The sequence below is a fragment of the Sedimentitalea arenosa genome (assembly GCF_016428585.1).
GTDB classification, from domain to species: Bacteria; Pseudomonadota; Alphaproteobacteria; order Rhodobacterales; family Rhodobacteraceae; genus Sedimentitalea; species Sedimentitalea arenosa.
On the sequence record NZ_JAELVR010000008.1, the window covers coordinates 35010 to 56963 of the forward strand.

At 68.8% G+C, this 21954-nt stretch carries 23 protein-coding genes; 15 read left to right on the forward strand and 8 right to left on the reverse strand.

Going from position 1 to position 21954, the window contains the following annotated elements:
* The first annotated feature begins 36 nt into the window (after nucleotides 1-36).
* Entirely contained in the window at nucleotides 37-1815 is a 1779-nt protein-coding gene (gene xsc, locus JF290_RS12185; protein ID WP_199025166.1) for a sulfoacetaldehyde acetyltransferase, read from the forward strand.
* 40 nt (nucleotides 1816-1855) lie between these two features.
* Here the strand turns inward: xsc and JF290_RS12190 are convergent, their stop codons facing one another.
* Nucleotides 1856-2707 (reverse strand): phosphate acyltransferase, encoded by an 852-nt coding sequence (locus tag JF290_RS12190; RefSeq protein ID WP_199025167.1) that lies wholly within the window; start codon nucleotides 2705-2707, stop codon nucleotides 1856-1858.
* Between the two features lie 36 nt (nucleotides 2708-2743).
* On the opposite strand from JF290_RS12190, the gene JF290_RS12195 reads away from it, so the two are divergent.
* The 6 genes from JF290_RS12195 (at nucleotide 2744) to JF290_RS12220 (ending at nucleotide 9346) form a co-directional block, all read left to right on the forward strand.
* Nucleotides 2744-3877, forward strand: coding sequence for a citrate/2-methylcitrate synthase (locus tag JF290_RS12195; RefSeq protein ID WP_199025168.1), 1134 nt, complete (start codon nucleotides 2744-2746; stop codon nucleotides 3875-3877).
* Nucleotides 3874-4629: a TSUP family transporter gene (locus JF290_RS12200; protein WP_199025169.1), complete on the forward strand. Its 756-nt coding sequence runs from the start codon at nucleotides 3874-3876 to the stop codon at nucleotides 4627-4629. The genes JF290_RS12195 and JF290_RS12200 overlap by 4 nt, the downstream gene beginning before the upstream one ends.
* A 121-nt stretch (nucleotides 4630-4750) precedes the next feature.
* A complete protein-coding gene (locus tag JF290_RS12205; protein ID WP_199025170.1) occupies nucleotides 4751-7579 on the forward strand; it encodes a molybdopterin oxidoreductase family protein in 2829 nt (942 codons plus the stop codon).
* Nucleotides 7576-7722 (forward strand): hypothetical protein, encoded by a 147-nt coding sequence (locus JF290_RS12210; protein ID WP_199025171.1) that lies wholly within the window; start codon nucleotides 7576-7578, stop codon nucleotides 7720-7722. Before JF290_RS12205 ends, JF290_RS12210 begins: the two co-directional genes overlap by 4 nt.
* A complete protein-coding gene (locus JF290_RS12215; RefSeq protein WP_199025172.1) occupies nucleotides 7719-8474 on the forward strand; it encodes a 4Fe-4S dicluster domain-containing protein in 756 nt (251 codons plus the stop codon). Before JF290_RS12210 ends, JF290_RS12215 begins: the two co-directional genes overlap by 4 nt.
* Nucleotides 8474-9346, forward strand: a complete 873-nt coding sequence (locus JF290_RS12220; RefSeq protein WP_199025173.1) for a dimethyl sulfoxide reductase anchor subunit family protein — start codon at nucleotides 8474-8476, stop codon at nucleotides 9344-9346. The genes JF290_RS12215 and JF290_RS12220 overlap by 1 nt, the downstream gene beginning before the upstream one ends.
* A gap of 5 nt (nucleotides 9347-9351) precedes the next feature.
* Here JF290_RS12220 and dapA read toward each other — a convergent pair whose 3' ends face one another.
* Nucleotides 9352-10227 carry a 4-hydroxy-tetrahydrodipicolinate synthase gene (gene dapA, locus JF290_RS12225; RefSeq protein WP_199025174.1) on the reverse strand — a complete coding sequence of 292 codons (876 nt, stop codon included), beginning with the start codon at nucleotides 10225-10227 and terminating at the stop codon, nucleotides 9352-9354.
* A gap of 170 nt (nucleotides 10228-10397) precedes the next feature.
* On the opposite strand from dapA, the gene JF290_RS12230 reads away from it, so the two are divergent.
* Nucleotides 10398-12356: a lytic transglycosylase domain-containing protein gene (locus JF290_RS12230; RefSeq protein ID WP_199025175.1), complete on the forward strand. Its 1959-nt coding sequence runs from the start codon at nucleotides 10398-10400 to the stop codon at nucleotides 12354-12356.
* Here JF290_RS12230 and JF290_RS12235 read toward each other — a convergent pair.
* Both JF290_RS12235 and mnmC2 read right to left on the reverse strand, forming a co-directional pair.
* Nucleotides 12330-13217 carry a DMT family transporter gene (locus JF290_RS12235; protein ID WP_199025176.1) on the reverse strand — a complete coding sequence of 296 codons (888 nt, stop codon included), beginning with the start codon at nucleotides 13215-13217 and terminating at the stop codon, nucleotides 12330-12332. The two genes, JF290_RS12230 and JF290_RS12235, sit on opposite strands and share 27 nt — an antisense overlap.
* Nucleotides 13214-13882 (reverse strand): tRNA (5-methylaminomethyl-2-thiouridine)(34)-methyltransferase MnmC2, encoded by a 669-nt coding sequence (gene mnmC2 / locus JF290_RS12240; protein ID WP_199025177.1) that lies wholly within the window; start codon nucleotides 13880-13882, stop codon nucleotides 13214-13216. Before mnmC2 ends, JF290_RS12235 begins: the two co-directional genes overlap by 4 nt.
* A 64-nt stretch (nucleotides 13883-13946) precedes the next feature.
* On the opposite strand from mnmC2, the gene JF290_RS12245 reads away from it, so the two are divergent.
* Together JF290_RS12245 and JF290_RS12250 are read left to right on the forward strand one after the other, a co-directional pair.
* The gene (locus JF290_RS12245; protein WP_199025178.1) at nucleotides 13947-14981 is read left to right on the forward strand and encodes an NAD(P)/FAD-dependent oxidoreductase; all 1035 of its coding nucleotides are present in this window, start codon (nucleotides 13947-13949) and stop codon (nucleotides 14979-14981) included.
* Nucleotides 14978-15511 (forward strand): hypothetical protein, encoded by a 534-nt coding sequence (locus JF290_RS12250; RefSeq protein WP_199025179.1) that lies wholly within the window; start codon nucleotides 14978-14980, stop codon nucleotides 15509-15511. Before JF290_RS12245 ends, JF290_RS12250 begins: the two co-directional genes overlap by 4 nt.
* 10 nt (nucleotides 15512-15521) lie before the next feature.
* Here JF290_RS12250 and JF290_RS12255 read toward each other — a convergent pair whose 3' ends face one another.
* A complete protein-coding gene (locus tag JF290_RS12255) occupies nucleotides 15522-16331 on the reverse strand; it encodes an HTD2 family dehydratase (protein WP_199025180.1) in 810 nt (269 codons plus the stop codon).
* A gap of 42 nt (nucleotides 16332-16373) precedes the next feature.
* Between JF290_RS12255 and JF290_RS12260 the strand changes: the two genes are divergently transcribed.
* Nucleotides 16374-16781: a VOC family protein gene (locus tag JF290_RS12260; protein WP_199025181.1), complete on the forward strand. Its 408-nt coding sequence runs from the start codon at nucleotides 16374-16376 to the stop codon at nucleotides 16779-16781.
* Nucleotides 16782-16790: 9 nt separating this feature from the next.
* Here JF290_RS12260 and JF290_RS12265 read toward each other — a convergent pair whose 3' ends face one another.
* The 3 genes from JF290_RS12265 to JF290_RS12275 all read right to left on the reverse strand — a co-directional run bounded on the left by JF290_RS12265 (nucleotide 16791) and on the right by JF290_RS12275 (nucleotide 19053).
* Nucleotides 16791-17336 carry an NADPH-dependent FMN reductase gene (locus tag JF290_RS12265; protein WP_199025182.1) on the reverse strand — a complete coding sequence of 182 codons (546 nt, stop codon included), beginning with the start codon at nucleotides 17334-17336 and terminating at the stop codon, nucleotides 16791-16793.
* A 64-nt stretch (nucleotides 17337-17400) separates the two neighbouring features.
* Nucleotides 17401-18060 (reverse strand): YiaD family glycine zipper/OmpA-like lipoprotein, encoded by a 660-nt coding sequence (locus tag JF290_RS12270; RefSeq protein WP_199025183.1) that lies wholly within the window; start codon nucleotides 18058-18060, stop codon nucleotides 17401-17403.
* Nucleotides 18061-18198: 138 nt separating this feature from the next.
* The gene (locus JF290_RS12275) at nucleotides 18199-19053 is read right to left on the reverse strand and encodes a methylated-DNA--[protein]-cysteine S-methyltransferase (protein WP_199025184.1); all 855 of its coding nucleotides are present in this window, start codon (nucleotides 19051-19053) and stop codon (nucleotides 18199-18201) included.
* A 161-nt stretch (nucleotides 19054-19214) separates the two neighbouring features.
* On the opposite strand from JF290_RS12275, the gene JF290_RS12280 reads away from it, so the two are divergent.
* From JF290_RS12280 to JF290_RS12295, 4 genes are all read left to right on the forward strand, one after another.
* Nucleotides 19215-19646 (forward strand): DsrE family protein, encoded by a 432-nt coding sequence (locus JF290_RS12280; RefSeq protein WP_199025185.1) that lies wholly within the window; start codon nucleotides 19215-19217, stop codon nucleotides 19644-19646.
* A gap of 70 nt (nucleotides 19647-19716) precedes the next feature.
* Complete coding sequence (nth, locus tag JF290_RS12285) at nucleotides 19717-20361, forward strand: endonuclease III (protein WP_199025186.1); 645 nt, start codon at nucleotides 19717-19719, stop codon at nucleotides 20359-20361.
* On the forward strand, nucleotides 20358-21347 hold the full coding sequence (locus JF290_RS12290) for an adenosine kinase (protein WP_199025187.1): 990 nt from the start codon (nucleotides 20358-20360) through the stop codon (nucleotides 21345-21347). Before nth ends, JF290_RS12290 begins: the two co-directional genes overlap by 4 nt.
* A complete protein-coding gene (locus JF290_RS12295; protein ID WP_199025361.1) occupies nucleotides 21347-21943 on the forward strand; it encodes a GNAT family N-acetyltransferase in 597 nt (198 codons plus the stop codon). Before JF290_RS12290 ends, JF290_RS12295 begins: the two co-directional genes overlap by 1 nt.
* Nucleotides 21944-21954 lie beyond the last annotated feature (11 nt).

The window sequence follows — 21954 nt, forward strand, 5'->3', positions numbered from 1 at the left end:
CGGCCGATTTTTTCGTGTTTCCAGGGAGACTGCACCATGAAGATGACGACCGAAGAAGCGTTTGTGAAGGTTCTCCAGCGCCACGGCATCCAGCATGCCTTTGGCATCATCGGTTCGGCCATGATGCCGATTTCCGACCTGTTTCCCAAGGCCGGAATCACCTTCTGGGACTGCGCCCACGAAGGCAGCGCCGGGATGATGAGCGACGGCTATACCCGCGCCACCGGCAAGATGAGCATGATGATCGCCCAGAACGGCCCCGGCATCACCAATTTCGTCACTGCCGTGAAGACCGCCTACTGGAACCACACGCCGCTGCTGCTGGTCACGCCGCAGGCCGCCAACAAGACCATCGGCCAGGGCGGGTTCCAGGAAGTCGAGCAGATGAAGCTGTTCGAGGACATGGTCGCCTACCAGGAAGAGGTCCGTGACCCCTCCCGCGTGGCCGAGGTGCTGACCCGCGTGATCGCCCAGGCCAAGCGCCTGTCCGGCCCCGCCCAGATCAACATCCCGCGTGATTTCTGGACCCAGGTGGTCGACATCGCGATCCCCGACCCGATCGAATTCGAAGTCAGCCCCGGCGGCGAGAACTCGGTCGCCGAGGCGGCCCGCCTGATGTCCGAGGCAAAGGCCCCGGTCATCCTGAACGGTGCCGGCGTGGTGCTGTCCAAGGGCGGCATCGAAGCCTCGAGGGCGCTGGCCGAACGGCTCGATGCGCCGGTCTGCGTCGGCTATCAGCACAACGACGCCTTCCCCGGCAGCCATCCGCTGTTTGCAGGCCCGCTGGGCTACAACGGGTCCAAGGCCGCGATGGAGCTGATCAAGGACGCGGACGTGGTGCTCTGCCTCGGCACCCGTCTGAATCCGTTCTCGACCCTGCCGGGCTATGGCATGGAATACTGGCCCGCCGATGCCAAGATCATCCAGGTCGACATCAACCCCGACCGGATCGGCCTGACCAAGAAGGTCAGTGTCGGCATCGTCGGCGACGCCGCCAAGGTGGCGCGCGGCATCCTTTCGCAACTGTCGGACACGGCGGGCGACGCCGGCCGGGCCGACCGCAAGGCGAAGATCGCCGAAACCAAGAGCCGCTGGGCGCAGCAGCTCTCCAGCATGGACCACGAGGACGACGATCCCGGCACCACCTGGAACCAGCGCGCCCGCGCCGACAAGCCCGACTGGATGAGCCCCCGCATGGCCTGGCGCGCGATCCAGTCCGCCCTGCCGCGCGAAGCGATCATCAGCAGCGACATCGGCAACAACTGCGCCATCGGCAACGCCTACCCGTCTTTTGACGACGGGCGCAAATACCTCGCCCCGGGTCTCTTCGGCCCCTGCGGCTATGGCCTGCCCGCCATCGTCGGCGCCAAGATCGGCTGCCCGGACGTGCCGGTGGTCGGTTTCGCGGGCGACGGCGCCTTCGGCATCGCGGTCAACGAACTCACCGCCATCGGGCGCGGCGAGTGGCCCGCGATCACCCAGATCGTGTTCCGCAACTACCAGTGGGGCGCGGAAAAGCGCAATTCGACCCTCTGGTTCGACGACAATTTCGTCGGAACCGAGCTTGACGACGACGTGTCCTATGCCGGTATCGCCAAGGCCTGCGGGCTCAAGGGGGTCGTCGCGCGCACCATGGACGAATTGACCGAGGCCCTGAACACCGCGATCAAGGACCAGATGGAAAACGGTGTCACCACGCTTATCGAGGCGATGATCAACCAGGAACTCGGCGAACCCTTCCGCCGGGACGCGATGAAGAAACCCGTCGCCGTGGCGGGCATCGACGCCGCCGACATGCGCCCCCAGACGGTGTGAGGCACGTCGCCCAAGCAGACGTGATCCGCCGCCCGGCGGGTCACCCCATCGCCACGGCCACCGCCGTGGCGGCCACGATGTCCTCGACCGTGGCGCCCCGGCTCAGGTCGCAGACCGGCCGCGCGAACCCTTGCAGGATCGGGCCGAGCGCCTGCGCCCCCGCCAGTTCCTGGCACAGCTTGTACGCGATGTTGCCTGCGTCCAGCGACGGGAACACCAGCACGTTGGCATCGCCCGCGCCCAACCCCTTCTTGGCCGCCACGGTCGCGTTCAGCGCCGCATCCGCCTGCACCGGCCCGATGAACCCGGTCGCCTCCGCCGCCGCTCGCACCACGTCGACGCTGTCCCCCGCGCCCGACGCCCCGGTCGAAAACGACAGCAGCGCCACCCGTGCCTCGCCCAGCAGCGCCGCGCCCGATGCGGCCGAAGCGCGCGCGATCGCCGCCAACGCCTCGGCATCCGGCGCGACCGTGACCGCGCAATCGGCGAAGATCATCGCCCGCCCGTCGGGAAACAGCATCAGGAAGAAGGACGACGGCACGGTCACCCCCTCGGCCAGTCCGATCGCCATGCCCGCCGCCTCGATCACCCGCCGCGTCGGGCTGTCGGCCCCGGCGACCATCGCATCGGCCTCGCCCGCCGCCACCATCGCCGCGGCGCGGTACAGCGGTTTCGCCAGCAGCCGCCGCGCGAGGCTTTCCTTCAGACCCCGGGCCTGCACCAGCGCGGCCACCTGCGCGTCCGACACCTCGGCCAGCCCGACCGGGTCGCACAGCCCCTCAGCGCGCATCCGCGCCACTGCCTCGGCCACCCGCGTCTCCCCGATCTCGGGGAACACCACCCGCGCGGCCTTCGCCCGCGCGCGCTCGATCACATTCTCAAGAACCTGCATATCCGCCTCCCTGCACCATCCCCGAAGGAGCCTCACATGAGCGACCCCGTCAAGATCAACCGCGGCCTCAAGGGCGTCTACTTCGAACGGTCCGGCGTCAGCGACATCGACGGCGCAGCGGGCGAACTGTCCTATCGCGGCTACTCGATCCACGATCTCGCCACACAATCCACCTTCGAGGAAGTCTGCTACCTGCTGATCTTCGGAGAGCTGCCGACCGCCGACCAGCTGTCCGCCTTCGACGCCCGCCTCAAGGCCGCCCGCACCCTGCCGGATGGCATCCACGACATCATCCGCGCCTGCCAGCACGGCCACCCGATGGACGTGTTGCGCACCGCCGTCTCGGCCCTGGCCGCCCTTGAACCGCAAAGCCAGGAGGTCAGCGAAGAGGCGTTCATCGACAACGGCATCCGCCTGACCAGCCAGGTGCCGATGATCATCGCCGCGCACGAGGCGATCCGCAACGGACGCAACCCGGTGCCCGCGGACCCGACCCTGTCCCACGCCGCCAACTGGCTCTGGATGCTGAAGGGAGAGCGGCCCAGCGACGAGGCCGCCCGCCTCGCAGATGTCGATTTCATCCTGCACGCCGAACACGGCAGCAACGCCAGCAGCTTCGCCGCCCGCGTCACCATCGGGACCGAGGCCAACCTGCACGGCGCCATCGTCACCGCGCTCTCGACCCTCGCCGGTCCCGCCCATGGCGGCGCCGCCGAGGACGTGATGAAAATGGTCGCCGAGATCGGCACACCCGAAAATGCCGCCGCCTACGTCAAGGCCAAGCGCGCCGCGCGCGAGGCGGTCACCGGCTTCGGCCACCGCGTCTATCGCAAGGAAGACCCCCGCGCGCGCCACATGCGCGACGGCGTGCGGCAGCTGGGCGAGGAAATGGGCGCGCCCGAATGGTACGAAATCCTGCAAGCCGTGGTCGAGGCGATGAAACCCTATGCCCGCCACGGCCTGAACGTGAACGTCGATTTCTATTCCGGCGTGATCTACCAGCTGCACGGCATCCCGATGGACCTTTACGTGCCGATCTTCGCCATCGGACGGATGCCCGGCTGGGTGATCCAGTGCGTCGAACAGCTGCGCGGCAACATCCTGATTCGTCCGCTGACGCTCTATAACGGTCCCGACCCGCGCGCCTATGTGCCTGTCGAGCAGAGGTGAGCGACCTTCTCGCCCTGCCACCCGGGCTGGCCGCCTTCGCGGTGCTGGCCTGCTTTCTCGCGGGGGCGGTGCGCGGCTTCGCGGGCTTCGGCCTGTCGGCGCTGGCCATGGCGATGCTGGCCGCCTTCGTCCCGCCGATCCAGCTGATCCCGTCCTTCTGGTTCCTCGAAATGGCCGCCTCTCTGGTCCTGATGCGGGGCGGCTGGGCCGATGCCGACCGGCGCACCGCGTTGACGCTGATGATCGGCGCCGGGCTCGGCCTGCCGCTCGGCCTCGCCGTGTCGCTCTCGCTCGACCCGGTCGTGTCCAAGACGGCGGCACTGGTGCTGTTGATCGTGCTGGCGCTGATGCAGGTGTCGCGTCTGCGCCTGCCGGCGCTGGCGACCCGGACCGGCACCGCCGCCACCGGGCTGTCCGCCGGGATCATCACCGGCATCGCGGGCGCCGGCGGCATGCTGATCGCGCTCTACGCGCTGGCGCGCGACATCCCGGCGCGGCGGATGCGCGGCACGCTCAACATCTACCTGCTGGGCGGCGGCGTGCTCGGACTGCTGGTTCACCTGCTCGTCGGCACGATGACCTCCGAGGCCGCAACGCGCGGGCTCGTGCTGGTCGCGCCGACACTGGCCGGAGTCTTCGTCGGCAAGGCGCTGTTCACGCCCCGGTGGGAGCGCTGGTACCGCCCCGCCTGCCTGCTGCTCCTGATCGGTCTCGCCACCTCGGGCCTGCTGCGCCTGGCGCTCGCGGGATGAGGCCGCGCGTTCCACCGCCCGGCGCCAGCGTGGAACCGCGTTCCAACTCGCGCCCGATCGCCAGAAAAGGGTTGCCCCTGCGCCCGATTTGCCGGACCGTTCGCCCCGAGGGAGGCCTTCGATGACCCATCAGCAACCACAGCTCGACCTGTCGCCCAAGGTGTCGGACGAGGTGCGCAAGACCACCTGCTACATGTGCGCCTGCCGCTGCGGCATCAACGTGCACATGAAAGACGGCAAGGTGGCCTATATCGAAGGCAACCGCGATCACCCGGTCAACAGGGGCGTGCTCTGCGCCAAGGGCAGTGCCGGCATCATGCAGCACAACGCGCCGTCCCGCCTGCGCGCCCCGCTCAAACGCGTCGGTCCGCGCGGCTCGGGCGAGTTCGAGGAGATCACCTGGGACGAAGCCTTGCAGATCGCGACCGACTGGCTCGCCCCGATCCGCGCCGAGAACCCCGAAAAGCTCGCCTTCTTCACCGGGCGCGATCAATCACAGTCCTTCACCAGCTTCTGGGCACAGAATTTCGGCACGCCGAACTACGCCGCCCATGGCGGCTTCTGTTCCGTCAACATGGCGGCGGCGGGGATCTACACGATGGGCGGCGCGTTCTGGGAATTCGGCCAGCCCGACTGGGACCATACCAAGCTCTTCATGCTCTTCGGCGTGGCCGAGGATCATGACAGCAACCCGATCAAGATGGGGATCGGCAAGATCAAGGCGCGCGGCGCGCGGGTGATCGGCGTCAACCCGATCCGAACCGGCTACAACGCGGTGGCCGACGACTGGGTCGGCATCACGCCGGGCACCGACGGGCTGTTCATTCTCGCGCTGGTGCACGAGCTGATGAAGGCCGGCAAGATCGACCTCGACTACCTCGCCCGCTACACCAACGCCCCCTGCCTCGTGATCGACAACCCGGGCGGCGCGGATCACGGCCTGCTGTTGCGCGACGACGAGGGCCGCGAACTGGTGATCGACAAGACGACGGGCGAACTGACTCCCTTCGACACCCAAGGCGTGCGCCCGGACCTCACCGGACGTTCTGTCCGAAACGGTCGGACCTGCCACACCGTCATGTCCAAGATGGCGGAAACCTACCTCGACCCGCAGTTTTCGCCCGATGCCGTGGCAGACCGCTGCGGCATCAAGGCGGCGAAAATCCGCGCCATCGCCGCCGAAATCGCCCGCGTCGCCTTTGACGAAGCCATCGAACTTGACCGCGCATGGACCGACTTCCGCGGCGAAAAACACAGCACCATGACCGGCCGTCCCGTCAGCTTCCACGCCATGCGCGGCATCTCGGCCCACGCCAACGGCTTCCAGACCTGCCGCGCGCTCCACGTGCTGCAGATCATCCTCGGCAGCGTCGAAACCCCCGGCGGATTCCGCTTCAAACCGCCCTATCCCAAGCCTGCCACAGCCCACCCCAGACCCCATGTCGGGGTCAATCCCGGCGCGCCGCTCAATGGCCCGCATCTCGGCTTCGTCCAGGGACCACAAGACCTTGCGCTGAAGGACGATGGCAGCCCCGCCCGCATCGACAAGGCCTTCACCTGGGAAAACCCGATGAGCGCCCACGGCCTCATGCACATGGTGATCTCCAACGCCCATGCCGGCGATCCCTACAAGATCGACACCCTGTTTCTCTACATGGCCAACATGTCCTGGAACAGCTCGATGAACACAAAGGGCGTGATGGAGATGCTGACGGACACGGACGAAACCGGCGACTACGTGATCCCGCGCATCATCTACTCCGACGCCTATTCATCCGAGATGGTCGCCTATGCCGACCTGATCCTGCCCGACACCACCTATCTCGAACGCCACGACTGCATCTCCCTGCTCGACCGCCCGATCTGCGAAGCCGACGCCGCCGCCGACGCGATCCGCTGGCCCGTCGTCGAGCCCGACCGCGACGTGCGCGGCTTCCAGTCGGTGCTCTGCGATCTCGGCGCACGCCTGAACCTGCCCGGCTTCACCAATGACGACGGCAGCGCGAAATACGCCGATTACGCCGATTACATGGTCAATCACGAACGCCGCCCGGGCATCGGTCCCCTTGCGGGTTGGCGGGCGGGCGACGGCGCGGACGCGCCCGAAGGAAGCGGCCGCGGCGAGAGCCGTCCCGACCAACTGCAACGCTACATCGACAATGGCGGCTTCTGGATCAAGCACCTCCCCGAGGCCGCCGCCTACTACAAGCCCTGGAACAGCACCTACCAGGACTGGGCCGTCGAAACCGGCTTCTACGACAGCCCAAAGCCCTACCTGTTCCAGCTCTATGTCGAACCGCTGCGCAGGTTCCAGCTCGCCGCCGAGGGCCACGGCGACCGCCAGCCGCCCGACCATCTGCGCCACCGCATCAAGGCGGCGATGGACCCGCTGCCGATCTGGTACGACACCGACCAGACCGGCAATGACGGCTTCACCGTCCACGCCCTGACCCAGCGCCCGATGGCGATGTATCACAGCTGGGGCACCCAGAACGCCTGGTTGCGGCAGTTGCACGGCCGCAACCCGCTCTACGTGCCGACCCGCCTGATGCGCGATCACAACCTGACGGACGGCGACTGGGTGCGCGTCACCTCGCCCCATGGCGCGATCACCGTGCCGGTGATGGAGATGGCCGCGCTCAACGAAAACACCGTCTGGACCTGGAACGCGATCGGCAAGCGCAAGGGCGCCTGGGCGCTGGACAAGGACGCGCCCGAAGCCACCCGGGGCTTCCTGCTCAACCACCTGATCCACGAATTGCTGCCCGAACGCGGCGACGGGCAGCGATGGGCCAATTCCGACCCGGTGACGGGTCAGGCGGCCTGGTTCGACCTCAAGGTGCGGCTGGAAAAGACCACCGCCCCCGCCGAAAGCCGGCCCGCCTTCCCGCCGATCGCATCGCCGGTCGGCACAGGACCGGACAGCCTGGCCTGGAAGGTGGGCGAATGACACCCAAGACCCGAACCCTGCTTGTCATCCTGGCCTTCGTCGCCTTCACGCTCGGCTCCTTCATCTGGTTCATCCTCAGTTGGGACGCGACCAGCCAAGAACCCGTCGTCCACCTGCAACACTCAAGGGAGCGCCCCGCATGACCCGACTCCCCGAAACGACCCAGCGCAAGCTCGGCCTCGTCATCGATCTGGACACCTGCGTCGGCTGCCATGCCTGCGTGATCTCCTGCAAGGGCTGGAACACCGAAAACTACGGCGCGCCCCTGTCCGATCAGGACCCCTACGGCGCCGATCCCTCCGGCACCTTCCTGAACCGGGTGCACAGCTACGAGGTCACGCCGCTGGCCGACTCCGCCATGGCGCAGCTGGTGCATTTCCCCAAATCCTGCCTGCATTGCGAGGATGCGCCCTGCGTCACCGTGTGCCCCACGGGCGCCAGCTACAAGCGGGTCGAGGACGGCATCGTTCTGGTCAACGAAAGCGACTGCATCGGCTGCGGGCTCTGCGCCTGGGCCTGCCCCTACGGGGCGCGCGAACTCGACCAGGCGGCCGGCGTGATGAAGAAATGCACGCTCTGCGTCGACCGGATCTACAACGAGAACCTGCCCGAGGAAGACCGCGAACCCGCCTGCGTGCGCACCTGCCCCGCCGGTGCGCGCCATTTCGGCGATTTCGCCGATCCCGACAGCAACGTGTCCAGGCTGACAGCGGAACGCGGCGGCATGGACCTGATGCCCGAACAGGGCACCAAGCCCGTCAACAAGTACCTGCCGCCCCGCCCCAAGGACCGGCTCGACGGCCAGATCGACGTGCTGGCCCCGCTGCTCGCCCCGGTGGCCGAGGACGCACGCGGCTTTCTCGGCTGGCTCGACAAGACACTGGACAAGATCTGATGCACCCGGCCCCCTCCGTCATCATCTTCAGCACCTGCTCGGGTCTCGGCTTCGGTCTCCTGGCCTGGCTCGGGTTCGGCTTTCCCGCCGTCACCGGCTGGGTCGCCTTCACCTTCTTCGCCATCGCCTACCTTCTGGCGGTCGGCGGGTTGATGGCCTCGACCTTCCACCTCGGCCGCCCCGAACGCGCGCTCAAGGCCTTTACCCAATGGCAGACCAGCTGGCTCAGCCGCGAGGCCTGGTGCGCGATGGCCGCGCTGATCCTGATGGCGGTCTACGGCGCGGGGCTGGTTTTTCTTGACACGCGCTGGCCCCTGCTCGGCTGGCTCGGTGCCGCGGCCAGCCTCGGCACCGTGTTCACCACCTCGATGATCTACGCCCAGCTCAAGACCGTGCCACGCTGGCACAGCCCGCTGACGCCCGCGCTGTTCCTGTCTTTGGCGATCGCGGGCGGTGCGTTGATGGCCGGGCAGACCAGCCTCGCGCCCTGGCTCCTGCTGCTGGCCGGTGCGATCCAGCTCGCGGTCTGGCTGCGCGGCGATGGCGCTCTGGGCGCCTCGGGCACGACGATGGCCACCGCCACCGGGCTCGGCGATATCGGCACCGTGCGGGCGTTCGAGCCGCCGCATACCGGCACCAATTATCTCCTGCGCGAATTCGTCTTCGTGATCGGGCGCAAGCACGCCACCAAGCTGCGCGCCATCGCGCTGATCCTGATGATCCTGCTGCCGGTGGTCCTGCTGCTCGCCCCGTTCAGCCACCTCCTGGCCGCCGTCGCGGTGCTCTCGCACCTCGCGGGCGTCGCGGTGTCACGCTGGCTGTTCTTTGCAGAGGCCGAACACGTGGTCGGCCTCTACTACGGCAAACGCTAGGACGGTCAGCCGATCAGCCCGGCGTGGATCATCGCGTCCTTGACCAGGATCCGCGTGCCGTCCGTCAAACCGGTCAGCGGCAGGCGCACCTCCTCGCTGCACAGGCCCAGCAGCGACATCGCGTATTTCACCCCGACAAGCCCCGGCTCGGTAAAGATCGCCCGGTGCAGCGGCATCAGCCGGTCCTGGTAGTCCAGCGCCTTGGCGAAATCCCCGGCCAGAGTCGCTTCCTGGAACTCCGCGCAGAGCTTGGGTGCGACGTTGGCGGTGACCGAGATGCAGCCGACTCCGCCATGCGCGTTGAACCCCAGCGCGCTGGCATCCTCGGCGGACAGCTGGATGAACTCCTTGCCGCAGGTCGCCCGCTGGTCCGACACCCGCGCCATGTCGGCGGTCGCGTCCTTGACCCCGATGATGCGCGGCAGCTTGGCCAGCTCGCCCATCGTCGCGGGGGTCATGTCCACCACCGACCGGCCGGGAATGTTGTAGATGAAGATCGGCAGCTCGCAGCAATCGTGCAACGCCGTGTAATGCGCGATCAGGCCGCGCTGGGTCGGCTTGTTGTAATAGGGCGTCACCACCAGCGCGGCATCGGCCCCGACCTTGTCGGCGAACTGCATGAAGCGGATCGCCTCGACGGTGTTGTTCGATCCCGCGCCCGCGATCACCGGCACCCGCCCGGCCGCCGCCTTCACCACTTCGGCCACGACGATCTCGTGTTCCTCGTGCGACAGGGTCGGGCTTTCGCCGGTGGTGCCCACGGGCACCAGCCCGTGCGAGCCTTCCGAGATATGCCACTCGACCAGCTGTTTGAGCGTGTCCAGGTCCAGCTCGCCGTTGCGGAACGGGGTGACGAGGGCGGGCATTGAGCCTTTGAACATCGGCGCTCTTCCTTTTGGCATCGGCCCGTGTCCTTCGCGGGCCGTTCTGGTGGCGTCTGGCACGGATTATCCGTGTAGAACCGCGTCGGTCCCACGATTGTGTGTTGATCCCGAACCGCCACGGTTTATCGTAACCGGCTCTAGCCTTGGTTTGACGGGAAATGCAAGCGATGTTGCGCATTCTGGCGCTCGTGTTGGGACTGAAACTGCTGTTGGCCAGCGCACTCTGGGCCGAGGACGCCGAGCGCCTCTCCAAGGCGATGGAGTCGATGCGCAAGTCGCTCTGGGAGGACGCGCTGGCCGAGGCCGGCCCGGCCGACAGCATCGCGCGCGACGTGATCGAATGGCACCGCTTGCGCGCCGGTCTGGGCGATGCCGAGGACGTGCTCGGCTTTCTCAATCGCCGCCCGGACTGGCCGGGGCTCGACTGGCTGCGCCGCAAGAGCGAGGCGGCGATGACGGTGCTGAACACCGAGCAGACGCTGGCGTTCTACGCCGACACGCGCCCGCAATCGCCCGAAGGCGTGCTGACCTATGCCCGCGCCCTGATCGCCAACGGCCAGAAGGGTGACGGCGAGGCCGAGCTGGTGCTGGCCTGGCGCACCATGGCGATGGGCAGCGAGATCCAGCGCGATTACCTGTCGCGCCACGCCGACCTGCTGGCACCGCATCACGAGGCCCGGCTCGACCGGATGCTCTGGGACGGCCACATGGTCAGCGCGCGGCAGATGCTGCGCCTGGTCGATGACGGCCACAGGGCGCTGGCCGAGGCCCGCATCGCCCTGCGCGAGATGGAACCCGGCGTCGACACGCTGATCGCGCGGGTGCCGCAGGATCTGGCCAGCGCACCCGGCCTCGCCCATGACCGTTTCGTCTGGCGCGACCGCAAGGGCCGCGACGCCGACGCGATCGACCTGCTGCTGGAACGCAGCGCCAGCGCCGCCCTGCTGGGCGAACCCGACCAGTGGGCGCGCCGCCGCGCCAACCTCGCCCGCCAGCAGATGCGCGCCGGCGATCCCGCGCTGGCCTACCGGATCGCCTCGCGCCACTACACCGTCGAAGGCGCCGCCCATGCCGACCTGGAATGGCTGTCGGGCTTCATCGCCCTGCGCCTGCTCGACGACCCGGCCACCGCGCTGCGCCATTTCCAGAGCTTCGACGCCGCCGTCGAGACGCCGATCTCCAAGGGCCGCGCCGGCTATTGGCTGGGACGCGCCTACGAGGCGCTCGGCGACAGCGACGGGGCGCATGCGGCCTACCTGATGGGCGCCGAACACCAGACGTCGTTCTACGGCCTCCTGGCCGCCGAACGGATCGGCCGCCCCTTCGACCCGGTTCTGGCCACCCCGCCGCAACTGCCGTCCTGGCGCGAGGCCGAGTTCATGGACAGCAGCGTCCTGAAGGCCGGCCTGCTGCTGCGCGACGCCGGTCAGCCCGCCCTGGCCGAACGCTTCCTGACCCACCTGGTCGAATCGCTCGACCCGGTGCAGGCCGGGCAACTGGGCGACATGGCGCTCGAGCTCGACGAACCGCACCTCGCGGTGATGATCGGCAAGCGCGCCGCGCAGCAGGGCATGGTGCTGCCCGCCGCCTACTACCCGCTGCACCCGCTGGCCAAGGAGAGCCTGCCCATGGCGCAGGAGATGAACCTCGCCATCGCACGGCGCGAAAGCGAATTCGACCCGACCGTGATCAGCGGCGCGGGGGCGCGCGGCCTGATGCAGGTGATGCCCGCCACCGCCGTCGCCGTCGCCACCGAGATGGGCGTCCTCGCCGCCCACGACACCGCGCGGCTGACCCGCGACTGGCAGTACAACGCCAAGCTCGGCGCGCGCTACCTCGCCGGGCTCGCCGGCGGGTTCAACGGCAACGTCGTGATGATGTCGGCGGGCTACAATGCCGGCCCGGGGCGTCCGCTGCAATGGATGCTGGACTACGGCGACCCGCGCAAGGGCGAGGTCGACATCATCGACTGGATCGAGTTCGTCCCCTTCAGCGAGACCCGCAACTATATCATGCGGGTGACCGAAAGCCTGCCGATCTACCGCGCGCGGCTCGGCAAGGAGGCGCTGCCTATCCCGTTCTCGCGCGAACTGGTCGGCTCAACCCTGAACGCGTTCGCGCCATAGGGTGAACAGCCCCGCCGCGACGATGATCGCGGCGCCGATCACCACGTTGGTCTCCAGCGTCTCGCCGAACACCGCCATGCCAAGGGCGCTGGCAAAGACCAGCTGGAAATAGGCGAAGGGCTGCACCGCGCTCGCCTCGGCGGCCTCGTAGCAGCGGATCAGCAGCCAGTGCCCCGACACGCCGGTGATGCACAGGGTCAGCATCCACAGCCAGTCGGCGCGCGCCATCGGCTCCCAGAACCAGATGCCGACCGCCGTCATCACCACCGCGCCCACCGTGCCGGTCCAGAAAAAGCTGGTCGCAGTGCTGTCGCGCCGCGCCGCATAGCGGTTGAGCAGGCCATAGATGGCGAACATCACTGCCGACACCAGCGGGATGATCGCCCAAGGGTCGAAGACGCCCATGCCCGGCTCCAGGATGATCAGGATGCCGATGAACCCGACCGCGATCGCCGCCCAGCGCCGCCAGCCCACCCGCTCGCCCAGGATCGGTCCCGACAGCGCCGCGATCAGCAGCGGATAGCAGGCAAACACCGCGTGGCTTTCCACCAGCCCGAGGATGGTGAAACCCAGAACCGCGACGCAGATCTCCGCCGCCAGCAGCACCGCGCGGGTGATCTGGAGGCCCGGCTGGGTGGTCCGCGCCGCCGCGCGCACGCCCCCCGCCGCACGAACGCCGATGGCGATCACGAAAGCGGCGAAGAACCAATAGCGGATCATCACCACCATCATCACGTTGTATTCGCTGGCCAGGTGGCGCGAGATCCCGTCCTGCAACGCAAAGACCACCGTGGTCGCGATCATCAGCGCGATGCCCAGCGGCACGTTGTTGCTCTGCACGCGCAGCTCCGCCAGGCTCATGCCAGCACCCCCCGCGTCATGTGCCGCTTGCGCCCGAACCCGGGCGCGCGGGTCACGTCGAACCCCGCCTCCTGCAGCGCCCGGCGCACATGGCCCGCCGCCGAATAGCTCGCCACCGTGCCGCCCTCTGCGGTGTGCCGCGCGATCCTGCACATGAGCTCGGGCTCCCACAGCTCGGGATTGCGCGCCGGCGCGAACCCGTCGAGAAACCAGGCATCCGCCCGCCCCGTCCACCCGGGCAGGCTCTGCCGGGCATCGCCGCCGATCACCTCCAGCCGCACCTCGCCCAGGTCATACCGTCCCGGCCCGTGCCAGGCGGCCAGCAGCCGGTCCCGCCAAGCGGCAAGCGCGGGAAAGGCCGCAAGCGCGCGCGCCATGTCCTCGGCTCCCATCGGAAAGGCCTCGAAACTGGTGAAATGCAGCACGCCCGCCCGCCCGGTTCCGGCCCAGGCCTGCCATGCGGTCAGCAGGTTCAGCCCGGTGCCGAACCCCAGCTCCGCGATGTGGAACCCGTCGCGGAACCGTCCGGGCAGGTCATTGCCCGCAAGAAAGACGTGCCGGGTTTCCGCCAGGCCGTCCTGCAGGCTGAAATACGGATCGTCGAACCTCACCGACACGGGCACGCCCCCGTCGCGCCATTCCACGACTGCCTGCTGGTCCTGCATCCCATTCATCCCTAGACTCGCGGGGGTATGGCGCGAGCAATGGCGCAACTTCGGGACAGAGGCAATGGCAGAGATCACCATTCGCGGCGCCGGCATCTTCGGCCTTTCGATCGCCTGGGCCTGCGCCCGGCGCGGCGCGACGGTCCGCGTGATCGACCCGAACGGCCCCGGCGCGGGCGCCTCGGGCGGGCTTGTCGGGGCGCTGGCGCCGCATGTGCCGGAAAACTGGAACAGCAAGAAGGCGTTCCAGCTCGACAGCCTGCTTATGGCGCAGGCGTTCTGGGACGCGGTGCACGACACCGGCGGCGTCAGCGCCGGATACGGGCGCACCGGGCGGCTGCAACCGATCGCCGATGCCCGCGCGCTCGACCTCGCCCGCGTCCGCGCCGCCACCGCCGACACGCTCTGGCAGGGGGCCGCGACCTGGCGCGTTCTGCCCGCCTCCGAGCTGGGGCCCTGGGCCCCGCCCTCGGCCAGCGGCTTCCTGATCCACGACACGCTCAGCGCCCGGATGCACCCGCGCCACGCCTGCACCGCGCTGGTGGCGGCGCTCGCGGCGATGGGGGTGTCCGTCGCCCCCGACGGCCCCGACCGGGGGCGCGTAATCCACGCGACCGGGGCCACCGGCCTGCGCGATCTGTCGAATGCGCTCGGCAAGCTGGTCGGCGCGGCGGTCAAGGGCCAGGCCGCGCTGCTGCGGTTCGATGCCCACAACGCTCCCCAGCTCTTCATCGACGGGCTGCATCTCGTGCCCCATGCCGATGGCACCCTCGCGATCGGCTCGACCAGCGAACGCGACTTCGACGCGCCGGACACGACCGACGCACAGCTTGACGCCCTGATCGACCGCGCCACGTCCGCGATGCCGGTGCTGCACGGCACCGAGGTGCTGGACCGCTGGGCCGGCCTGCGCCCCCGCAGCCGCAGCCGCGCGCCGATGCTGGGCGCGCATCCGTTGAAACCGGATCATTTCATCGCCAACGGAGGCTTCAAGATCGGCTTCGGCATGGCCCCGAAGATCGCCGAGGTGATGGCCGACCTCGTGCTGGACGATCACGACACGATCCCGCCGGACTTCCGGGTCGAGGCGTCGTTGTGACCCCGCGCGCCGCGCTTCTCGCCCTCGGCTTCGGCCTGATCGCCGCCCTGCCGGCGGCCGCCGCCGACCCTTCCGCCAGCGCCGAGGCGAACCAGCCGCGCATCTGGATCGCGCTGTCTGGCGATCGGCTCGAACTGGACGGCCAGCGGGCGCGGCTGCGCGGCGTCCGCTGCGCACGGCCCGACACCGACGAGGGGCGCGCCGCCAAGGCGCTGCTCAACACCTTCCTGCGCGCGGGCCACGTGCGCTGCGCCCTGCGCGGCGGGCTCGCCGACTGCACCGTCAACGGCCGCGACATCAACGCCGAGATGCGCAAGGTGCCCGGATGCACCGCCACCGACGATCCCCGTCCGCAGGATCAGGACCAGCTCGCCGGCACGGTGCTCGAACGCCGGATCTGCCCCGCCGACCCCGACCTGCCCTGGCGCGTGCCCACCGGGCTTGGCCCGATGACCGAGCAACTCCGCCTGCTGCTCTACAGCCTGCACCTGGAATGGCGGGCCGAGTCGGGCGGCCCCTGCGGCCCCTGACACCCGGCGATCAGAGCGCCGGCACCGCGTTCGCCTCCATCACCGACCGCCCGTCCGGCCCCCTGACCCACAGATCGGTGCCATGCCGGCACAGGGTCGCGGTCTCGAAATGCATCAGCGGCGAGGCGGCCCGGAACGAGAACTGCGCCAGCGGCCCCACCAGTTCCTCGGCCATCAGCATCAGGTGCTGCGCCAGCAGCGGCCCATGCACCACCAGCCCCGCATAGCCTTCGACATCGCGCGCATAATCCAGATCGTAGTGGATGCGATGCCCGTTGAAGGTCAGCGCCGAATAGCGAAACAGCAGCGTCGAGGTGAACCCGACCTCGCGCGACTCGGTCTCGTCGGTGCGCGCCACCGGCGGCACCGGGCGCGGCGCCGACGCGTCCGGGTCCTGGCGATAGACCAGGTCCTGCCACTCGGTCAGGCAGACCTCGCCCGCCTGCCGGATCTCGTGGCGCAGGGTGACGAAACCCAGAGGCCCGCTGCGCCCATGCTTGTGCTCGGCCTTTTCCACCACCGTCCGGCGCTCGGCCGGACTCCCGGCGCGCAGCGGCGCGGCAAAGCCCAGACGCCCCCCGGCCCACATGCGGCGCGGCAGGCCCAGGTCGGGGATCAGGCCGCCGACTTTCGGATGCCCGTCCCGGCCCAGCGCCTCGGGCGGGTGCGGGGACCAGAAATAGAGCTGGTGAAAGAAGGGCGGCAGCGGCGCCCCGGCGCCGATATCCGCAGGCTGGCCCAGCGCGACCTGGAACGCGGCGGCGCGGGCCGGATCCATCATGTCCTCGCGGGTTTCGGTGGCGGGATGGGCGTGTTTCATGGCACTCAGGATAGAATCCGACACACCAAAGGACAATCGCCCATGCCGCCCCGCCTGACCGCGCTCGACCACTTGGTGCTGACCGTCGCCGACATCCCGGCGACGCTGGCCTTCTATGCCGATGTGCTGGGCATGACCGCCGAAACCTTCCAGCCCGCCGACGGCACGATGCGCCACGCGCTCAGGTTCGGCACCCAGAAGATCAACCTGCACCCCAGGGGCGGCGAATTCGACCCCAGGGCCACGCATCCCCGCCCCGGCAGCGCCGATCTCTGCTTCCTAACCGACCGGCCCCTCGCCGACTGGCAGGCGCATCTGCAGGCCCACGGCATCGCCGTGATCGACGGCCCGGTGCGCCGCACCGGCGCCACCGGCCCGATCCGGTCGATCTACCTGCGCGACCCCGACGGCAACCTCATCGAGATCGCCACGCCCCTCACCGACGGCTAGACGCCGGCCTCAGCGGCCGATCTCGGCCCGCAGCTTGTCCATCAGCGCCTGCAACGTCTTGACGTAAAGCTCGCCCTTCAGCTGCTCCTTGTCATCGAACTGGTTGCGGCAATCGGCCAGATGCACTTCCGGCCCCTGCAGGATGCGGGTCTGGAACGGCACCATGAAACTGCGCAGCACCAGCTGCGCGCGCTCGCCCCCGGCGCGGCCCGCCGCCGCCGACATCACCGCCACCGGCTTGCCGGCCCAGGGGTTGCCCTCGGTGCGGCTGGACCAGTCCAGCGCGTTCTTCAGAACGCCCGGCGGCCCCTTGTTGTATTCCGGGGTCGAGATCACGATCGCATCGGCCATCGCGATCTGCTCGGCCAGCTTGCGCGCCGGCGCGGGCACGCCATCCGCCTCTTCGGCGTCGGCGTCGAACAGCGGCAAGCGCAAGTCGGCCTCGACGAACGCGCAGGGTCCGAACAGGCGCGCCGCCTCGCGGATCAGCTTGCGATTGGAGGACTCCGCGCGCAATGCGCCCGCGATGCCCAGCAGGACGGGGTCTGTCGTCATCTGTCGTGCCTTTCTCGGTCGTTTCGGAACCACCTAGGGGCGGCTCCGCTCCGGTCCAGCGATTTCAGGTATTGCGCGGAATGACGACGATCTCGACACGGCGGTTCTGCGCCTTGCCTTCCTCGGTCAGGTTCGAGGCCACGGGCTGCTCCTCGCCACGCCCGGCGGTGGTGATCCGGCTGCCGGTCACACCATCGGCCTGCAATATGCCCGCCACCGCGTTGGCCCGGCGCAACGACAGCCCCAGGTTATAGGTCGCATCGCCCGTGTTGTCGGTGTGGCCGATGATCTGCACCGTGCTGTCGGGATAGCGGTTCAGGTTCGTGGCGACCTTGGTCAACTCGCCCCGCAGCGACGACCGCACGGTGGCGCTGTCGCTGTCAAAGGTGATGTCCTGCGGCAGCGACACGATCAACCTGTCGCCCGCGTTGGTGATGGTGATGCCGTCATTGGCCAGTTGCGAGCGCAGATCGGCCGCCTGCCGGTCCAGCTGGTTGCCCACGAGGCCTCCCGCCGCGGCGCCCGCCGCCGCCCCCAGCAGCAGGTTCGCGCCCTCGCCGCCGGTGGCCGCCGACAGGCCCGCCCCGACCGCCGCGCCCAGCAGCGCGCCCTGCTTGGCCTTGGCGTTGGGATCGTTGTTCATGGTCATGTTGGCCGGGTTGTTGCACGCAGCCAGTGCCAGCACGGCGCACAGCGCCGCGGATGCTTTGATCTTTCGGGTCATGTCGGTCTGCCTTCTGCTCAGAACGTCCCGTTTGTCGGGATCGGTTGCGCCCAGCATAGCACATCCGGCGCGGGACCGCTCAACCCGGAAAATCGCCGGTTTCGGCGAAACATCGCCCAAATCCGCGTGTATTTGCGGTCAGCCGGCCTCGCTGCGGGCGGTTTCATAGGCCAGCATGGCCCGCTTGACCGGCAGACCCCAGTGATAGCCGCCCAGCCCGCCCGACTTGCGCAGCGCCCGATGACAGGGGATCAGCCAGCTCACCGGGTTGCGCCCGACCGCCGTGCCGACGGCGCGCACGGCGCGCGGGTTGCCGATCGCCTCGGCGATCTCGGAATAGGTCGTGACATGGCCCGTCGGGATCGCCAGCAGCGCCTCCCAGACCTTGATCTGGAACGGCGCGCCGATCAGGAACAGCGGCGCGCTGCGCAACTCGGCGGTCTCCGCGCCGAAGGCCGCCAGCACCCAGGGCCGCAGCATCTTCGGGTCCTCGACGAACTCGGCCCGCGGCCAGCGCCCCAGCAGGTCGGCCATCGCGTGCTCCTCGCCGGTCTCGGCGGCGAAGCCGATGCCGCAGATGCCCTTGTCGGTGCCCATCACCAGCGCCGGGCCGAACGGGCTTTCGAACCAGCCCCAGCGGATCACCAGCCCCGCGCCCTCCCGCGCGAAGGCCCCCGGCGACATCGCCTCCCAGCGCAGGAACAGGTCGTGCAACCGGCCCGATCCGGACAGGCCGACACTGTGGCTGGCCGCCAGCGTGGTGAACCGGTCGCGCAGCAGGTTCTTGGCATGGCCCAGCGTCAGGTATTGCTGATAGCGTTTCGGAGACACCCCGACCCAGCGGCTGAACAGGCGCTGGAAATGCGCCGGGCTCATGTCCATCTGCGCCGCCAGCTCCTCCAGCGTCAGCGTCTCGCCGCCCGAGTCGATCAGCTCGATCGCCCGGCGCATCACCTCGTAGTGATAGCCGCTTTCCTGCACCTGAACGTTCATCGCGTGGTCCTCCTGTCGCGGTCGACACTACCCCCGGAGCGGCGGCGAAACGACCCGATTCCTGCGCAACCCGCACCGCGTCACAATTACACATTCGAATTGCAGAATTTATGACTAGGTATCTTTTGAACGCGCACCCTTCACCATCCGGAGTTCCAACCATGAAGACGACACTCGCCAGCCTCGCCCTCGCCATCGGCCTCGTCACACCCGCGCTCGCCAGCGATCCCGACCGCCTCGTGACCGTCGTCACCTCGGACCAGCCGCAGGTGCAACTGATGTCGATGGTGCTGACCAACCAGGCCATCGCCCAGGGTCATCCTGCCCGCATCCTGCTCTGCGGCGCCGCCGCCGACATCGCGCTCAAGGACGCGCCCGACAGCGCCACCGCGCCGCAACCGCCCAAGGGCGCCAGCCCGCAGGCGCTGATGATGGCCGCGATGCAGAAAGGCGCGACCGTCGAAGTCTGCGCCATCTACCTGCCCGGACGCGGCGCCGACCGCTCGATCCTGCTCGACGGGGTCGGCGTGGCGCAACCGCCCGCCATGTCCGGCGCCATGATGGACGACGACACCATCGTCTGGTCGTTCTGACACCCGGCGAGGGACGGGCATCGCGCCTGTCCCTTGCCCTGCCGCGCAAGGACGGGCATATGCTGCCGTCATGCCCAAGCAGCTCGACTATCACACGATCCGCGAGATCTTCGCCCGCTTCCACGCCGCCGACCCCGAACCCAAGGGCGAACTCGAGCATGTGAACGCCTACACGCTCGTCGTCGCCGTCGCGCTCTCCGCCCAGGCCACCGACGCCGGCGTGAACAAGGCCACCCGCGCACTGTTCCAGGTCGCCGACACCCCGCAGAAGATGCTCGATCTCGGCCTCGAGGGGCTGACCGACCACATCAAGACCATCGGGCTCTTTCGCCAGAAGGCGAAGAACGTCATGCAGATGAGCCGGATCCTCGTCGAGCAATATGGCGGCGACGTGCCCAATTCCCGCGCCGCGCTGCAATCGCTCCCCGGCGTCGGGCGCAAGACCGCCAACGTGGTTCTGAACATGTGGTGGGGGATGCCCGCGCAGGCGGTCGACACCCACATCTTCCGCTTCGGCAACCGCAGCGGCGTCGCCGTCGGCAAGGATGTCGTCTCGGTCGAACGCGCCATCGAAGACCACATCCCCGCCGATTTCCAGCAGCACGCCCATCACTGGATGATCCTGCACGGCCGCTACCACTGCAAGGCGCGCAAACCCATGTGCCCCACCTGCATCATCCGCGATCTCTGCCAGTACGAGGACAAGACCACATGAAGACCTATGACCTGGTCGGGATCGGCAACGCCGTCGTCGATGTCATCACCCAGTCCGACGACAGCTTCCTCGCCCATATGGGCATCGAGAAGGGCATCATGCAGCTGATCGAACGCGACCGCGCCGAACAGCTCTACGGTGCCATGAACGGCCGCACCCAGACCCCGGGCGGCTCGGTCGCCAACACCATCGCCGGGGCCGGCGCGCTGGGGCTCGACACCGCCTTCATCGGCCGGGTGCGCGACGACACGCTGGGCCATTTCTATGCCGACGCGATGAACGAGGCCGGGATCGATTTCGTCAACCCGCCGGTCGCCGATGGATCCGAGCCGACCTCGCGCTCGATGATCTTCGTCTCGCCCGACGGCGAACGCTCGATGAACACCTATCTCGGCATCTCGACCGGCCTGACCTCGGCCGACGTGCCGCCGGAGGTGTCGGGCAATGCCAACATCATGTTCCTCGAAGGCTACCTGTTCGATCACGACGCCGGCAAGACCGCCTTCCGCGAGGCCGCCCGCGCCACCCGCGCCGGCGGCGGCAAGACCGGCATCGCCATTTCCGATCCGTTCTGCGTCGACCGCCACCGGTCCGATTTCATCTCGCTGATCCAGCACGACCTCGATTTCGTCATCGGCAACGAGGCCGAGATCCAGTCGCTGTTCGAAACCGATCACCTCGACGACGCGCTGATGATGACCGCGGCCCTCTGCCCGCTGGTGGTCTGCACCCGCTCGGGCGACGGCGTGTCGGTGATGGAGGGCACGACCCGCATCGACGTGCCGGTGCAGAAGATCACCCCGGTCGACGCCACCGGCGCCGGCGACCAGTTCGCCGCCGGCTTCCTGTTCGGGCTGGCGCGCGGCCGCGACCTGGAAACCTGCGCGCGGATCGGCTGCGTCTGCGCCACCGAGGTGATCTCGCATATCGGGCCGCGCCCGGAAACCGACCTGCGCGCGGTGCTGCGCGAACGGGGCCTGCTGTGATCCTGCCCGACGGCTTTCACGACGTGCCACCGGGCAAGCTGGCGACGGTGGTCACGCACCTCGAGATGCGCGCCCCCGCGGCCCCGCGCCCGGTGCCCGACCCCGACAGCCTGCGCCTCGCCCCCGTCGCGCGGCCGGACAGCGCCTGGTATCGCGACCTCTTCCGCCGGGTCGGCGGCGAGGACTGGCTCTGGTTCTCCCGCCTCACCCTCTCGGATCAGGCGCTGACGGACATCCTGCACCACCCGGAGGTGACCGTTCTCGCGGTCATGGACGGCGAGACCGCCTGCGGCCTGCTCGAACTCGACTTCCGCGAGGCCGGCGCCTGCGAACTGGCCTTCTTCGGCCTCACCCGCGACCGGATCGGCGCCGGGGCGGGCCGGTGGCTGATGAACCACGCCATCCGCCTCGCCTGGGAGCGCCCGATCAACCGCTTTCACGTCCATACCTGCACGCTGGACAGCCCCGCCGCGCTGCCCTTCTACATCCGCAGCGGGTTCGTGCCCCAGCGCCAGCAGGTCGAGATCGCCGACGATCCCCGGCTCACCGGAAAGCTGCCCGCCAGCGCCGGCCCCCACATCCCTCTCCTGGCCTGACCACCGACCCG